We start from the raw sequence: 15,647 nt of genomic DNA, 5'->3' as shown, positions 1-15,647 counted from the left end.
CGGCTGGTTAAATCAAATAAAAGGCACTATGTCAGTTCACAAAAAAGAAGTAAAAAGAGTAACAACTCATGTGTTGTTAGAAATGAAACAACGAGGAGAAAAAATAGCCATGTTAACTGGTTATGATTACTCAATGGCAAAAATTATTGATAATGCTGGTATTGATATTATCTTGGTTGGTGATTCAGCATCTAATGTTATGGCTGGACACGAAACCACTCTACCAATTACCTTAGACCAAATGATTTACCATGCGTCTTCTGTAATAAGAGCAATTGATAGATGCTTAGTTGTGGTTGACTTACCATTTGGAACCTACCAAGGAAATTCCAAAGAAGCGCTTTCTTCTGCTATAAGGATTATGAAAGAATCTGGAGCTCACGCTGTTAAATTGGAAGGTGGTAGTGAAATTTTAGAATCAGTAAAAAGAATTTTATCTGCAGGAATACCTGTTATGGGACATTTAGGATTAACTCCACAATCTATTTATAAGTTTGGAACATATGTGGTTAGAGCCAAGGAAGAAGAAGAAGCTAAAAAATTAATTGCTGATGCCAAACTTTTGGAAGAAGCTGGCTGTTTTGCTTTAGTTTTAGAAAAAATACCCGCAAAATTGGCTACCAGAGTTGCAAAAGAAATCAGTATTCCAGTAATTGGTATTGGTGCAGGCGCTGGTGTCGACGGACAAGTTTTAGTAGTTCATGATATGTTAGGTATAACCCATGAGTTTAGTCCTCGTTTTTTAAGACGATATGCTAATTTGTATGACGAAATTAAAGGAGCTGTAGAAAATTACATTACCGATGTTAAAACTTCAGACTTTCCTAACAAAAAGGAGCAGTATTAATTAAAAAAAATAACACTTTTTTAATTTTTTACACTTTCAAACAACTTCAATTTAAGTTTTTAGCTATCTTTATTGCATGAAGATTTCTAATTGTCTTTACTTGGTATTTTTTTTACTTTTAGCAGAAGCCACAACTGCTCAAAAACTACATTACGAATTACCTGAAAATGCTAGTAAATTATTCCAAGCAGGTAATTATGTTAAGGCTTTAGAGCTTTATCGAGATATTTACAAAAAAGATTTAACAGACACTAAAAATGCTTACTACTTTGGAGTGTGCTTAATCAACACTTTTGACTTCGATGATGGTATTAAAACGTTAGAGAAAATTCATAACAAACCAGACTGTCCTTCTGAAGCTTGGTTTTATTTGGCAAAGGGTTACCACGCCACACTTCGTTTTGATAAAGCTATTGAATATTTTAAAAAATTTGTTGGTTTAAATAATGGCTCTGCATTGATTGATGAAGCAAACAGATACATCCAAATGTGTTTAAATGCTAAACAATTGGTAAAAGACCCTATCAATATTACGTTTGAAAATCTTGGTCCCAATGTAAACTCTAAAGGAAAAGATTATTTACCACTTATAACAGATCATGAATCTTACTTATTGTTTACCACCCGTAGAGAAGGAACTACTGGCAAAGTTTATGATTTAGAAGGATATTATACTGCCGATATTTACACCTCAAAATTTAAAACAACAGCATGGAGCAGAGCTATGGCATTAGGTTATCCAAATTCTTATGGAAACGAACAAACAGCTGGTATTTCTGAAAATGGGGGAATTATTTTTTATTATGTAAATAACCCCGACAGCAAAAATAATTTACAGATGGCTGAAAAAGCAAAATCTTCATTTAAAAAGTCTGCTTTAATTAAAGATAAACACATCAATGCAAAATCAAGCGAACAGATATCAGCTACAATTACCGATAAAAAAGACATTATAATATACAGTAGTAACACCGCTAATGGAAAAGGAGGTTTTGATTTATATATCTCTCGATTACTTCCAAACAATACTTGGTCAAACCCTGAAAATATAGGCGATGTAATCAATACTCCTTATAATGAAAACTATCCCTACCTTACTAACAATGGAAAAACATTGTATTTCGCATCAGAAGGTCATAATAGCATTGGTGGGTACGATATTTTTAAATGTGAATTTGATGACAATGCTGAAACATGGAGTAAGCCTGAAAATATTGGGTACCCATTAAACTCGCCTTTAGATGACTATTCTATTTGCTTTACGCAGGATAAAAAATTTGCTTATGTAGGAGCATTTAGAAAAGATACTTATGGCGATTATGACATTTATAAAGTTACTTTCAATAACGAAACTCCACCACTTACTACTATTAAAGGTTATATTTTAAACCAGGATTCTGTTGTACATAATAAACCTATCAGAATGGAGGTTTTTAACCAAACTACAGGCGATTTACAAGGCATATACGAGAGTAATGCAAAAGGAACTTACATTATGATTTTACCACCTGGTAAATACAATTTAATTGCAGACCTACCAAACAATCAAACATTTAATCAAAAGTTTGACGTAAAAGACAGAAAATACTTTAAACCCGAAATAAACCGAAATATTCGAATTAACTTTGTGGCAACCGAAAATCATAATGATTTAACCAATGACCACTAAAATTGATACGCTTGAAGTACTATACGAAGACAATCATATTATTGCGGTAAATAAAAAATCATCCGATATTGTTCAAGGCGATAAAACTGGAGATACCCCTCTCAACGAAATCGTAAAATCTTATCTAAAAGAAAAATACAATAAACCTGGCGATGTTTATTTAGGTACAGTTCATCGTATTGATAGACCAGTAAGTGGTGTTGTTCTTTTTGCCAAAACCAGCAAAGCATTGGAGCGATTAAACAAAATGTTTAAAGAAAAAGATGTTCAAAAAACTTATTGGGCAATTGTTAAAAACAAACCAGAAAACCACGAAGGTCACTTAGTGCACTATTTAAAAAAGAACGAAAAAAATAACAAATCTACTGCTTACATTAAAGAGATTTCAGAGGCTAAAAAATCAGAACTCAATTATAAAGTAATACATCAGTTTAACAATTATTATTTATTAGAAATCAAGCCATTAACAGGTAGGCATCATCAAATAAGGGTTCAACTTTCTGTCATAAATTGCCCAATAAAAGGCGATTTAAAATATGGGTTTAACCGTTCCAATCCTGACTCTTCAATTAGCCTACACGCTCGAAAAGTAGAGTTTATTCATCCAGTTTCGAAAGAAGATATTACCATTATTGCTCCGCCTAATTTATCCGACCCATTATGGAGAGAAGCTCAAGAACTGTTTACTAACAGTTGAAGCATTTTGTTAAAAAGTTAAATTTTATAGGTTAATTTTTAGAAAGTTGTTGGGTAACTTTATGGCTCAATAATTTTAACGAATTTTCCATGTTTTTAATTTTCGATACAGAAACCACAGGCTTACCAAAGGACTACAAGGCTCCTGTTTCCGATTCGGACAATTGGCCCAGAATGGTGCAATTGGCATGGCAATTACACAACGAAAACGGCGATTTATTAGAAGCAAAAAACTACATTGTTAAACCAAATGGCTTCGATATTCCTATCGGAGTTTCTCAAGTACATGGTATTACAACCGAACGTGCATTAAGAGATGGTCATGACCTTGATGTTGTTTTAAATGAATTTTTAATTGATTTAAACAAAACCACTTATTCGGTTGGACATAATTTAGAATTTGATAACAACATAGTTGGTGCTGAATTTTATCGGCTTTCCATAGCAAATAATTTAGCTGATAAAAAGGTAATCGATACAATGTTATCAAGCATTGATTACTGTGCTCTACCAGGTGGTCGTGGTGGTGGATTTAAATTCCCATCACTTACCGATTTGCATGTTAAATTATTCAACAAACCTTTTGGCGATGCTCATGATGCCGCCTACGATGTTGATGCAACAGCTCGTTGTTTTTTTGGTTTAATTACCAATAGAGTTATACATGTTAACGAAATAAAAAATGTTGACGATGTAAAATACGAAGCACCAACCCTTGCCGAAGCAAATTTTGAAGACCTTCATACCAAACAAACCAAAGACGATGATGTATTAAAGGTTGCAAAAGAAGTTACCGACACACTTACTGATGTTCCTTTTGTTCACTTACACAATCATTCAGAATTTTCCATCTTACAATCCACCACCAAGGTTAACAAACTTGTTTTAAAAGCCAAAGAATTTGAAATGGATGCAGTAGCACTTACCGATCATGGAAACATGATGGCTACCTTTCATTTTGTTAGAGATGCGCTTAAAGAAGGTATTAAACCTATTGTTGGGTGTGAGTTTAATTTGTGTGCTGATAGAAAAAATAAAAGTTTAAAGGATGATGGTTTTCAAACAGTTTTAATTGCTAAAAATAAAAACGGTTACCAAAACCTTATCAAATTGGCTTCTTACGCCAATACCGAGGGGTTTTACTATGTTCCTCGTATTGACAGGGAATTACTGCTAGAATACAAAACCGATTTGATTGCTTTATCTGGAGGTATTTGGGGTGAAATTCCCAACAAAATATTGTTTGAAGGAACCAATCAAGCAGAAGAAGCTGTTTTATGGTGGAAAGAACATTTTGGAGACGATTTTTATATTGAAATAAACCGGCATGGTGTTGCTGAGCAAAATGAAATAAACAAAGTATTGCTGGAGTTTGCTAAAACCCATCAAATCAAATATATTGCAGCTAACAACACCTATTACCTCGATAAATCGGATGCCGAATCGCAAGATGTTTTATTGTGTATCAAAGATGGAAAATATGTAAGTCAACCCAAAAAGTATATAGGCTCAAAAGGTCGTGAGTTTAGATTTGGTTTCCCAAACGATGAGTTTTATTTCAAATCGGGAGATGAAATGAAAAAGCTTTTTGCCGATTTACCAGAAGCCATTATCAATACTGCCGAAGTTGCAAATAAAATTGAGTCATTTAAACTCGAAAGAGATGTATTACTTCCAAAATTTGACATTCCTGAAGAATTTAAAGACCCCTTAGACGATGAAAATCCGCAACTAAAAAACGGTGAAAATGCCTATTTGCGACACATCACTTACAAAGGTGCAGAGGAACGTTATGGAGAATTGACAGATGAAATAAAAGAACGGTTAGATTTTGAATTAGATGTAATCCGAAAAACTGGTTACCCAGGTTACTTTTTAATTGTTGAAGATTTTATTAGAGAAGCTCGAAGAATGGGTGTTGCCGTTGGACCAGGAAGAGGTTCTGCTGCGGGTTCTGCTGTGGCTTACTGTACAGGAATAACCAATATCGACCCCATAAAGTACGATTTACTTTTTGAGCGTTTTTTAAATCCTGATAGGGTTTCCATGCCCGATATTGATATTGATTTTGATGATGATGGTCGCCAGTTGGTTATTGATTATGTGATTAATAAATACGGTGCCAACCAAGTGGCTCAAATTATTACTTATGGAACTATGGCTGCCAAATCGTCAATTCGCGATACGGCGAGGGTTTTTGAACTACCATTAGATCAAGCTGGACGTATTGCAGGTTACATTCCAGACATTTCATTGAGCAAAATCTTTAATCTTTCGCAAGAAGATTTGGAGAAGAAAATTGGACGAAAAGAAGATATAGATAGAGCCAACATGCTAAAAGAAATTGCTAATGGTCATAATTTAGAATCAAAAACTGTAAAACAAGCTATTAAAGTGGAGGGCTCGGTACGTAATACTGGTATTCATGCATGTGGCGTAATTATTACTCCTGATGACATCACCAACTATGTACCTATTGCTTTAGCTAAAGACTCTGAAATGTCTTGTACTCAGTTTGATAACTCTGTTGCTGAAAATGCAGGATTATTAAAAATGGACTTCTTAGGATTAAAAACATTAACCCTAATTAAAGATGCCATACAGATAATAAAAGATAAATACAACCTGACCCTTGACCCCGAAAAATTTGATATTGAAGACCAAAAAACTTACGAATTATTTCAACGAGGAGAAACCGTAGGTATTTTTCAATACGAGTCTGCTGGAATGCAAAAACACTTAAAACATTTAAAACCGACTGTTTTTGCCGATTTAATTGCCATGAATGCGCTTTATCGTCCAGGACCAATGGAATATATTCCTTCGTTTATTAAACGAAAACATGGCGAAGAAGATATTGTTTATGACCTTCCAGAAATGGAAGACAACTTAAAAGAAACTTACGGTATTACCGTTTACCAAGAACAGGTAATGTTGCTCTCTCAACATATAGCAGGTTTTTCTAAGGGTGAAGCCGATGTGTTGAGAAAAGCAATGGGAAAAAAGCAAAAAGCTGTTTTGGATAAAATGAAACCTCAATTTATTGAGCAAGCTGCTGCAAAAGGTCACCCTGAAGACAAGCTAGAGAAAATTTGGAAAGATTGGGAATCGTTTGCAGCTTACGCCTTCAACAAATCCCACTCTACTTGTTACGCTTGGATAGCTTATCAAACCGCTTATTTAAAAGCCCACTACCCTGCTGAATATATGGCTTCGGTATTGAGCAACAACATGAACGACATTAAACAAGTTACATTCTTTATGGACGAATGTAAACGCATGGGAGTTCAAGTTTTAGGTCCTGATGTAAACGAATCGGTATTAAAATTTACCGTAAACAATAAAGGACAAATTCGTTTTGGCTTAGGAGCCATGAAAGGTGTTGGTGAAAAAGCTGTAGAGTCAATCATTAATGAACGAAAAGAAAATGGACACTACACTTCTATTTTTGATTTAGTAAAACGTATTGATTTACGTGCTGCCAACAAAAAAACATTAGAAAGTTTAGCACTTGGTGGTGCTTTCGATTCGTTTGAAGGGACTCACCGTGCACAATACTTCGCATTACAGGACGACAACACCGTTTTTCTTGAAAAAATAATTAAATACGGTAGTAAGTTTCAAGAAAATCAAAACTCATCGCAAGTCTCGATGTTTGATATGTTGGATGATGAAAATGCACTCCAAGTGGAAGAACCTCCTATTCCAAGTTGTGAAGAATGGGGGACATTGAATAAACTTCGTAAAGAAAAAGAAGTGGTTGGTATTTTTATTTCTGGTCATCCTTTAGATGATTTTAAATTAGAAATCACTCATTTTGCTAAAGGAGAATTAAGTGAGCTAAACAATTTAGAAAGTGTTGAAGGAAAAACTTTTGCTATTGCTGGTATTTGTGCAGGTTTTCAAGAAAAATTTACCAAAAACAACAAACCTTTTGGAATTGTTAAAATTGAAGATTATTCCGATTCACACGAATTTTTCTTATTTGGAGAAGAATACATCAAATACAAAGCATACTTCTCGCAAGACCAATTTTTATTTATTAGAGGCCAAGTAAAAGCTCGAGAAAACCGATGGGCAAAGCCAGGTACAGCTCCTGTAGAGAAAAAACTAGAATTTAACATCAGTTCTATTCAATTGCTATCAGAAGTTCGTGAAAAACTGGCAAAAGGCATAACCATTATTATCAATTACAAAGATGTAACCCTTGAAATGATTGAACAATTGGACAAACTGACCAAGGACTTTCCGGGTAAAGATAATTTTGACATTTACCTGTTAGACATTGAAGAAGGAACAGTAGGATTATTCTCGAGAACAAAAAAAGTAACACTCTCTAACGAGTTTTTTAGTAATTTAGGACAGATTTCAGATGTGGAATTCACCATTAATCAGTAAAAATGTCAAATTGACACCTTTTTGATAAATGGTTTAATAATTGAAAACAAAGCAAAATAAATTATCAATATAAAAATAAAAGAAAATGGCATTAGAATTAACAGACGCAAACTTTGCAGAAAAAGTATTAAGTTCAGACAAACCTGTAATTGTAGATTTTTGGGCAGTTTGGTGCGGACCATGTAGAATGGTTGGACCGCTTGTAGAAGAATTAGCAAACGAATATGATGGTAAAGCTGTAATAGGAAAATTAGATGTAGATAACAACCCTGAAATTGCTCAGAAATATGGCATTAGAAACATACCAACCATATTGTTTATGAAAAACGGTGAAATCGTTGATAAACAAGTAGGTGCAGCATCAAAAGATGTATTAGAGGGTAAATTAAAAGCAATGATGTAATTATTGCTTTTATAATTAACTATAAAAAAAGCCTCGCAAATGTGAGGCTTTTTTGTTTTCAAGTGATCCGCTCAGGATTCGAACCTGAGACCTACTGCTTAGAAGGCAGTTGCTCTATCCAGCTGAGCTAGCGGACCATTAACCAAAAAACCAACCGCTAAGTTGGTTTTTCTCGTCGGGGTGGCAGGATTCGAACCTACGACCTCCTGCTCCCAAAGCAGGCGCGATACCGGGCTACGCTACACCCCGAAAGTGTATTGATTTCGCGGCTGCAAATATAATCATACTTTTTACATCTCGAAACATTTTTTAATTTTTTTTGGCTTAAATTTCTATACCCTTATATTCCAAGTAATTTAAATGATTTAAAATAATTCAACATCAACTATTTTAATAGAAATGCAAATATTAGTTTTGTTGCAAATTATTTTAATTCAATAAAAATGAACAGACAATTAATAGAATGTGTTCCTAATATTAGTGAAGGACGCGATGCTACTAAAATTAAAGCAATAACCGATGTTGTTGAAACTGTTGAAGGTGTTAAATTATTAGATGTTGACCCAGGAAAAGCTACCAACCGTACCGTAATTACTTTTGTAGGTGAACCTCAAAATGTAATAGAAGCAGCATTTTTGTTAATAAAAAAAGCATCAGAATTAATTGACATGAGCAAACATACAGGAGAACACCCTCGTTTTGGAGCTACAGATGTTTGTCCATTGGTTCCTATATCGGGAATTACTATGGAAGAAACAGCAAAATACGCTCACCAACTTGCTGAAAGAGTTGGTAAAGAACTACAAATACCTGTTTATTGTTACGAAAATGCTGCGACAGAACCCAAACGTAAAAATTTAGCAAGCTGCCGTTCTGGCGAATATGAAGGTTTAAAAGAAAAATTGGTTAATCCCGAATGGAAACCAGATTATGGTCCCGCAGCGTTTACTGATAAAGTAAAAACAACAGGAGCAACAGCCATTAGTGCTCGTGATTTTTTAATTGCTTACAATGTAAACTTAAACACTACTTCTACTCGTAGAGCTAATGCCATTGCTTTCGATATTAGAGAAGCAGGTAGAAATAAAACTGACGAAAATGGAAAAAACATACTCGATGCAAACGGAGAGCCTATTCGTATTCCTGGAAAACTAAAAGCCGTTAAAGGTATTGGTTGGTTTATTGAGGAATATGGTATTGCTCAAATATCTTACAACTTAACCAACATCAACATTACTCCTATGCACGTTGCTTTTGATGAAAGTGATAAAGCTGCAACTGCAAGAGGTTTAAGAGTTACAGGCTCGGAATTAATTGGATTAATTCCATTACAAGCCATGCTTGATGCTGCTGATTATTACTTGATTAAGCAAGAACGTTCGTTAGGGTGCTCAGAAAATGAAAAAATTAAAATTGCCATTAAATCATTAGGGTTAGATGAATTAAAACCCTTTAATCCACGCGAAAAAATTATTGAATATTTATTGGAAGATGAAAACCCTACAAAAAAACTCATTGATTTATCTTTAAAAGATTTTGCAGATGAAACAGCAGCAGAATCAATGGCTCCGGGTGGAGGCTCTATTGCTGCTTATGTAGGTACTTTGGGCGTTGCTTTAGGTACAATGGTTGCCAATTTATCTGGTCATAAAAGAGAATGGGATCATCGTTGGGAAGAGTTTTCTAATTGGGCAGTTATAGGTCAACAGTACAAAAATAAATTATTGCAATTGGTTGACGAAGACACCAATGCTTTCAATAAAATTATTGATGGTTTTAGAATGCCAAAAGGAACTGAAGAAGAAAAACAATTAAGAGTTGAAGCGATTGAAAACGCTACAAAATATGCAACAGAAGTTCCATTTTTGGTTATGGAAACTGCTTACAAATCTATGGAGGTAATGCAAGCCATGTTAAAAGACGGCATGCAAACATCTTTATCCGATTCGGCTGTAGGTATACTTTGTGCCAAAACAGCTGTTACAGGGGCTTATTTTAACGTAAAAATCAATGCTAAAGATATAAAAGATAGAGCTTTTGCTGATGACATAATCAAACGAGGAGAAGAAATTTATCAAAAAACAATAAAAATAGAAGCTGAAACAATTCAGTTGTTAAACGAAAAATTAAGTTAAATCATGAAAGTATTTCTTTTAAGCATTCTTTTTACAATTAGTACATTATGTTTTTCACAAGATCAAATAAATGTAAAAAACTTAAATCCCGACCATGAATATGAAAATGTACTAACCAAAACTTTATATTCTGATTCAAAATCAACTTATTTTATAATTTGGATAAAAAAAGATGTTAAATCTCATAAACATGAAAAACATACCGAATCTATTATCGTAATAGCCGGAGAAGCAGACATGATTTTGGGCAACAAAAAAATGAAAATTAAAGAAGGCGATTATTTTGTAATTCCTGAAAACACCTTTCATTCAGTTAAGGTGACCTCAAAAATTCCATTAAAAGTAATTTCAGTTCAAACTCCAGAATTTCTAGGTAACGATAGAATTTTTGAAGAAAATTAATATTTAACGTATTAATTTTACTGCATGTAGTACAGTTATTAACAATAAGTTCTTACTTATCAACATTTATAGGGTTTTTGTCTTTTTAAATTTGCATAAAAACAGAATTCGTCTATATTTGTTATGCTTTTATAGAAGAAATATTATTGTTTAACCTAAAAATTTAATAAAATGAACAAAGCAGAATTAATCGACGCAATTGCAAAAGATGCAAAATTATCAAAAGCTAGTGCAAAAACTGCATTAGAAGCTTTAACTGGAGCAGCTTCAAAAGCGCTTAAAAAAGGTGATAAAGTTACTTTAATTGGTTTCGGAACTTGGTCAGTATCTAAAAGAGCTGCAAGAACTGGAAGAAACCCTCAAACAGGTAAAGAAATTAAAATAGCAGCTAAAAAAGTTGTTAAATTTAAAGCAGGTGCTGCTTTAGCTGATAAAGTAAAATAATTTTTTCTATAAAAAATTATGGCGAAAAGCTACTTCTAAATAGAAGTAGCTTTTTTTTTTGTTAATAAACCTCTTATAGCTTTTATCCGAACTGTTTTTTTTAACGAACAGTTTTAATAAATTTGCACCTAATTAAAAACCCAATTATGCATCTTATTGCACCTTCCATTTTATCGGCCGACTTTGCAAACTTGCAAAATGCTTGTGAAATGTTAAATAATAGTGAGGCTGACTGGTTTCATATTGATGTAATGGATGGTGTTTTTGTTCCCAATATTTCTTTTGGTATGCCTATTATCAAAGCCATTCGAAAACATTCCTCTAAAATTTTTGATGTTCATTTAATGATTGTTGAACCAGACCGATACATCAAGGATTTTAAAAATGCTGGTGCAGATGTTTTAACCGTACATTACGAAGCTTGCACACACTTACACAGAACCATTCAGGCAATAAAAGCTGAAGGTATGAAAGCAGGTGTTTCGTTAAATCCACATACCAATATCAATGTTTTAGAAGATGTGATCCAAGATATAGACTTGGTTTTAATTATGAGTGTTAATCCGGGTTTTGGAGGACAATCGTTTATTGAAAATACTTACAATAAAGTTGAACAACTTAAAAAATTAATACAATCAAAAAATGCCAAAACGTTAATTGAAATTGACGGAGGGGTTACTTCTTCTAATGCAAAAAAATTAATTGATTGTGGTGCGAATGTATTAGTTGCTGGTAGTTTTGTTTTCAATTCAGACAATCCTACTGAAACAATAAAAAATTTAAAAAATATTTAACAATGAATTTATTAAAATTTTGTTTTGCAACCCTTGTTATAATTGGCGCTCAGTCTTGTAAAAACGATACAGCAACAACTGAAACTACCGAGCAAGTAACTCCAAAACTCGAAATTACTGAAGAAACGGTTGATATAAATGGGGTAAGTCATTATATCAAAAAAATGGGGCAAGGTGAACCTTTAGTTATACTTCACGGTGGTCCAGGCTTATTTCATAATTATTTAGTTAGCAGCTTCGAAAAACTTGCAGAACAATATCAAATCATTTTTTATGACCAAAGAGGTTCTGGTAAAACTGCATTTCCTACTGATACTACATCCATTACTGTTGAGAATTTTGTTTCCGATTTAGAAGCCATCAGACAACATTTAAAAATCGAAAAATTAAACCTTGCAGGACATTCATGGGGTGCTATTTTAGCCATAAACTATGCAAAACAATTTCCAAACAACTTGAAAAATTTGGTATTGATAGCTCCTGCTCCAGCAAATTCAGAATATTTTGATCAAATGTTTAAGAACATGCAAAACAAACGCAAAGACGAAGATATTAAAGAGATGGTAAAGGTAATGAGTTCAAAAGATTTTGACGACAGAAATCCTGAAGCTGTACTAAAAGCTATAAAAATTGGCGACAAGGTTAATTTGGCCGATCAATCAAAAATTGATGAATTGTATGCAGATATGACTTTTTCAGCAGCTTCGGCTAATAACATGTTATTGGTAAACAGTATAATGGAAAAAAACTTTTTTAATTACAACATTACTGAAAACATGAGTTTAATTACCTGCCCTACTCTAATCATTTTAGGCGACTTAGATAATGTGCCATTTGCATCAGCTCAATTGTTGCAAGAAAATTTACAAAATGCACGTCTAGAAGTTTTAAAATCGGCAGGGCATCATCCGTTTTTTGAAGCACAAAAAGATTTTAATTTTGCTATTGAAGGCTTTTTAAATCCTGAATACGAATAATGAAAAAAATTGAGTTTTCATTAACACAAGATTTTATCGAATTAATGAAGCTACTTAAACTTTTAGGATTAGTAGAAACTGGTGGTCATGCCAAAATAGTTATTGAAGAAGGCTTGGTAAGATACAACAACGAGGTAGAGTTTAGAAAACGAAAAAAGTTATTTAAAGGAGATGTCGTTCAGTTTAACAATCACCAAATAAATATTATATAGTTATGTCAACTGAAAAAACCCTTATACTTAATCACCAACAAATTACCCAAAAAATTGATCGAATAGCTTATCAAATTTTAGAAGACAACTATCAAGAACAAGAAGTTGTTATTGTTGGTATTGCTAATAACGGTTATTTATTTGCTGAAAAAATTGTAGAGAAGCTAAAAAAAATATCTACTACCGATGTTAAGTTTATTTTGGTTCAACTAACCTTAGATAAATCGAACCCACTTAAAAACAAAATAGAACTAAATAAACCTACCGAAATTTTAAACAACAATGTTATCATTTTAATTGATGATGTATTGAATTCTGGCAAAACACTTATTTATGGTGTTAAGTATATTTTAGATTATCCTATTAAACGAATGTCAACAGCTGTTTTGGTTGATAGAAACAACAAACGATACCCAATAGGCACACATTATACCGGATTAGCTCTTTCTACCACACTTAAAAACAACATCTCCATGGAGTTTGAGAAAGGAAATTTCTCTGCTTATTTGAGCTAAAAAAAAGGAGCTTAATTAGCTCCTTTCTTAATCATATCATCTATTCCTTTTGTAAAGTTAGCCGGACCGCCAGCAACATACCCTGTTTTGCCTAAAGCTTCAATCTTATATTGATTGGTTTGGGCATCCTTATCTAAATTAAATACCCAAATTGTTGGATAACCTGTAACTTGAAATGCTTGTTGCAATCCTGCATTTTGTTGTTTAATTTCTTCGGGCAATTGTTTTTTTCTAGGAAAATCAATTTCAATTAACACCACATTTTTTTCAGCCCACTTTTTAAACTCTGGCTTATCAAAAACTTCTGCTTTTAATTTTATACACCAACCACACCAATCAGTACCTGTAAAGTTTGCTAAAATGGGTTTTCCTGTTTTCTTCGAAATTTTATAAGCCTCATTCAAGTCAACCAGCCAACCATCGGCATGCGCCTTGTAATTGTCTTTTAAAACTCCATCTTGAGCAAATAATACAGTTGTACTAATCAATACCACAAATACTAAAACTATTTTTTTCATCTTTAATTTTTTTAAAATCACGACTCAAATAAACAATAACTATACCACTAATGTATTCCGTGCATTTTCTTTTTAATCATCGGTGTTAAAACAATAAGTACTACCCCAGCTAATATAGGGATGAAAAAGAAAATTAGAAAGAAAATTGACAATGAATATTCTTCGCTGATTTTATCAATGTAACTTGCTGTAATACCACCAAAGAAGTTTGCTATAGCTGTTGCAGTAAACCATAAACCAAACATCATACCTACCAATTTAGCAGGAGCTAATTTACTTACGTATGATAAACCAACTGGCGACAATACTAATTCGCCCAAAGTATGAAGCAAATAAGCTAAAATTAACCAAACCATACTAACTCTTACTACACCTGCTTCTGCACCTTGAGGAATTGCAGTAGCACCAAAAGCTAAAACTCCAAATCCAATGCCTAATAAAATTAAACCTAAAGCAAATTTAATTGATGCTGATGGATTGTATTTACTCTCCCATATTTTAGAAAAAATAGGTGCAAAAAGAATAATAAACAACGAGTTTAAAATACCAAACCACGAAGCAGGTACTTCAGAATTTTCAGAACTAAATTCTTTTGACAACATCCACAAAGCGATAGCCCAAATTGCGGCAAAACTTGCCCCAAGAGCAATTACCGAAACAGGGTAACTTTTTACAGTTTTTCTGAACAACATAATTAATACCCAAGTAATAATGGCCAAAGGAACAACAGTTAATAAAGTGTTTATCCAATTAAAAATAACAGCTCCACTACCCGTTAAAGTACGTTGTGTATAATCTTTTGCAAAGATTGTCATACTACTACCTGCTTGCTCGAAAGCCCACCAAAAGAAAATAGTAAAGAAAGCTAAAATACCAATCACCACTAATCTATCTCTAACAACAACTGGAGAATTTCCTTCTTCATTTTCTCCTTCTTTTACTTCTTTTGCTGCTACTTGAACACCTTCATGAACTGCTCTTGCATCGCTAGCTAATTTTTGTTTCGGACTTAACCCAACATCACCAAAAATTCCTTGACCAAACCAAAACTGTATCATACCAACAAACATAAAAATACCAGCTAATCCAAAACCATAACTCCAACCTACTTTTTCACCTATGTAACCACATAATAATATTCCTAAAAACGCTCCAGCATTAATACCCATATAAAAAATAGTGTAAGCACCATCTTTTTTATCACTTCCCAAAGGATATAACCCTCCAACAATAGAAGAAACATTAGGTTTAAAAGCACCATTACCCAAAATCAATAAGGTTAATCCTAAATAAAAGAAAAACGGTGTTTCTGCAGCCATAGAAGCATGACCAGCAGTCATTAATATTGCACCTAATACTACTGCTTTTCTGTAACCAAGTAGTTTATCAGCCAATAAACCTCCAAAAATTGGGGTAACATAAACCAAACCTGTATATAGAGCGTACAACTGTGCTGCTTCTGCATTTGACCACTCCCAGCCTCCTTTTGCAATATCACTTACCAAGAAAAGAACAAGTAAAGCTCTCATTCCATAGTAAGAGAATCTCTCCCACATTTCTGTAAAAAACAGTGTAAATAACCCCGCTGGGTGACCTAATATTGTTGCATTATTGTTCTCCATTATTTATGAAATTTT

14 protein-coding genes and 2 tRNA genes are annotated in these 15,647 nt (G+C 33.3%); 12 read left to right on the top strand and 4 right to left on the bottom strand.

Going from position 1 to position 15,647, the window contains the following annotated elements:
* Positions 1-28 precede the first annotated feature (28 nt).
* The 5 genes from panB to trxA all read left to right on the top strand — a co-directional run bounded on the left by panB (position 29) and on the right by trxA (position 8,013).
* Complete coding sequence (gene panB / locus H6589_04875) at positions 29-847, top strand: 3-methyl-2-oxobutanoate hydroxymethyltransferase (GenBank protein ID MCB9173921.1); 819 nt, start codon at positions 29-31, stop codon at positions 845-847.
* A gap of 76 nt (positions 848-923) precedes the next feature.
* A complete protein-coding gene (locus H6589_04870) occupies positions 924-2,516 on the top strand; it encodes a PD40 domain-containing protein (protein MCB9173920.1) in 1,593 nt (530 codons plus the stop codon).
* Positions 2,506-3,213, top strand: a complete 708-nt coding sequence (locus H6589_04865; GenBank protein ID MCB9173919.1) for an RNA pseudouridine synthase — start codon at positions 2,506-2,508, stop codon at positions 3,211-3,213. Before H6589_04870 ends, H6589_04865 begins: the two co-directional genes overlap by 11 nt.
* Before the next feature lie 89 nt (positions 3,214-3,302).
* Positions 3,303-7,610 (top strand): DNA polymerase III subunit alpha, encoded by a 4,308-nt coding sequence (gene dnaE / locus H6589_04860; protein ID MCB9173918.1) that lies wholly within the window; start codon positions 3,303-3,305, stop codon positions 7,608-7,610.
* Between the two features lie 85 nt (positions 7,611-7,695).
* Entirely contained in the window at positions 7,696-8,013 is a 318-nt protein-coding gene (gene trxA / locus H6589_04855) for a thioredoxin (GenBank protein MCB9173917.1), read from the top strand.
* Between the two features lie 63 nt (positions 8,014-8,076).
* On the opposite strand, the gene H6589_04850 is transcribed toward trxA, so the two are convergent.
* Both H6589_04850 and H6589_04845 read right to left on the bottom strand, forming a co-directional pair.
* Positions 8,077-8,150, bottom strand: a tRNA-Arg gene (locus H6589_04850).
* A 38-nt stretch (positions 8,151-8,188) separates the two neighbouring features.
* A tRNA-Pro gene (locus tag H6589_04845) sits at positions 8,189-8,262 on the bottom strand.
* A gap of 194 nt (positions 8,263-8,456) precedes the next feature.
* Here H6589_04845 and ftcD point away from each other — a divergent pair.
* The 7 genes from ftcD (at position 8,457) to H6589_04810 (ending at position 13,492) form a co-directional block, all read left to right on the top strand.
* Entirely contained in the window at positions 8,457-10,148 is a 1,692-nt protein-coding gene (gene ftcD / locus H6589_04840; GenBank protein MCB9173916.1) for a glutamate formimidoyltransferase, read from the top strand.
* Positions 10,149-10,151: 3 nt separating this feature from the next.
* The gene (locus tag H6589_04835) at positions 10,152-10,550 is read left to right on the top strand and encodes a cupin domain-containing protein (protein ID MCB9173915.1); all 399 of its coding nucleotides are present in this window, start codon (positions 10,152-10,154) and stop codon (positions 10,548-10,550) included.
* A gap of 171 nt (positions 10,551-10,721) precedes the next feature.
* A complete protein-coding gene (locus H6589_04830; protein ID MCB9173914.1) occupies positions 10,722-10,994 on the top strand; it encodes an HU family DNA-binding protein in 273 nt (90 codons plus the stop codon).
* A gap of 146 nt (positions 10,995-11,140) precedes the next feature.
* Positions 11,141-11,788, top strand: coding sequence for a ribulose-phosphate 3-epimerase (locus tag H6589_04825; protein ID MCB9173913.1), 648 nt, complete (start codon positions 11,141-11,143; stop codon positions 11,786-11,788).
* A 2-nt stretch (positions 11,789-11,790) separates the two neighbouring features.
* Positions 11,791-12,765: a proline iminopeptidase-family hydrolase gene (locus H6589_04820; GenBank protein ID MCB9173912.1), complete on the top strand. Its 975-nt coding sequence runs from the start codon at positions 11,791-11,793 to the stop codon at positions 12,763-12,765.
* Positions 12,765-12,977, top strand: coding sequence for an RNA-binding S4 domain-containing protein (locus H6589_04815; protein ID MCB9173911.1), 213 nt, complete (start codon positions 12,765-12,767; stop codon positions 12,975-12,977). Before H6589_04820 ends, H6589_04815 begins: the two co-directional genes overlap by 1 nt.
* A gap of 2 nt (positions 12,978-12,979) precedes the next feature.
* Positions 12,980-13,492 (top strand): phosphoribosyltransferase, encoded by a 513-nt coding sequence (locus H6589_04810; GenBank protein MCB9173910.1) that lies wholly within the window; start codon positions 12,980-12,982, stop codon positions 13,490-13,492.
* An 11-nt stretch (positions 13,493-13,503) separates the two neighbouring features.
* On the opposite strand, the gene H6589_04805 is transcribed toward H6589_04810, so the two are convergent.
* Both H6589_04805 and H6589_04800 read right to left on the bottom strand, forming a co-directional pair.
* Positions 13,504-14,010: a thioredoxin family protein gene (locus H6589_04805; GenBank protein MCB9173909.1), complete on the bottom strand. Its 507-nt coding sequence runs from the start codon at positions 14,008-14,010 to the stop codon at positions 13,504-13,506.
* A gap of 47 nt (positions 14,011-14,057) precedes the next feature.
* Positions 14,058-15,632: a peptide MFS transporter gene (locus tag H6589_04800; protein ID MCB9173908.1), complete on the bottom strand. Its 1,575-nt coding sequence runs from the start codon at positions 15,630-15,632 to the stop codon at positions 14,058-14,060.
* Positions 15,633-15,647 lie beyond the last annotated feature (15 nt).

Source organism: Flavobacteriales bacterium (assembly GCA_020635795.1).
In the GTDB taxonomy this organism is placed as follows: domain Bacteria; phylum Bacteroidota; class Bacteroidia; order Flavobacteriales_E; family Vicingaceae; genus Vicingus.
Note: the sequence above shows the minus strand (reverse complement) of the source record. Positions and strands in the feature narration are given on the sequence as shown.

Coding starts and splice junctions, on each gene's coding strand:
- panB (MCB9173921.1), top strand. CDS start 29: ATGTCAGTTCACAAAAAAGAAGTAAAAAGAGTAACAACTCATGTGTTG.
- H6589_04870 (MCB9173920.1), top strand. CDS start 924: ATGAAGATTTCTAATTGTCTTTACTTGGTATTTTTTTTACTTTTAGCA.
- H6589_04865 (MCB9173919.1), top strand. CDS start 2,506: ATGACCACTAAAATTGATACGCTTGAAGTACTATACGAAGACAATCAT.
- dnaE (MCB9173918.1), top strand. CDS start 3,303: ATGTTTTTAATTTTCGATACAGAAACCACAGGCTTACCAAAGGACTAC.
- trxA (MCB9173917.1), top strand. CDS start 7,696: ATGGCATTAGAATTAACAGACGCAAACTTTGCAGAAAAAGTATTAAGT.
- ftcD (MCB9173916.1), top strand. CDS start 8,457: ATGAACAGACAATTAATAGAATGTGTTCCTAATATTAGTGAAGGACGC.
- H6589_04835 (MCB9173915.1), top strand. CDS start 10,152: ATGAAAGTATTTCTTTTAAGCATTCTTTTTACAATTAGTACATTATGT.
- H6589_04830 (MCB9173914.1), top strand. CDS start 10,722: ATGAACAAAGCAGAATTAATCGACGCAATTGCAAAAGATGCAAAATTA.
- H6589_04825 (MCB9173913.1), top strand. CDS start 11,141: ATGCATCTTATTGCACCTTCCATTTTATCGGCCGACTTTGCAAACTTG.
- H6589_04820 (MCB9173912.1), top strand. CDS start 11,791: ATGAATTTATTAAAATTTTGTTTTGCAACCCTTGTTATAATTGGCGCT.
- H6589_04815 (MCB9173911.1), top strand. CDS start 12,765: ATGAAAAAAATTGAGTTTTCATTAACACAAGATTTTATCGAATTAATG.
- H6589_04810 (MCB9173910.1), top strand. CDS start 12,980: ATGTCAACTGAAAAAACCCTTATACTTAATCACCAACAAATTACCCAA.
- H6589_04805 (MCB9173909.1), bottom strand. CDS start 14,010: ATGAAAAAAATAGTTTTAGTATTTGTGGTATTGATTAGTACAACTGTA.
- H6589_04800 (MCB9173908.1), bottom strand. CDS start 15,632: ATGGAGAACAATAATGCAACAATATTAGGTCACCCAGCGGGGTTATTT.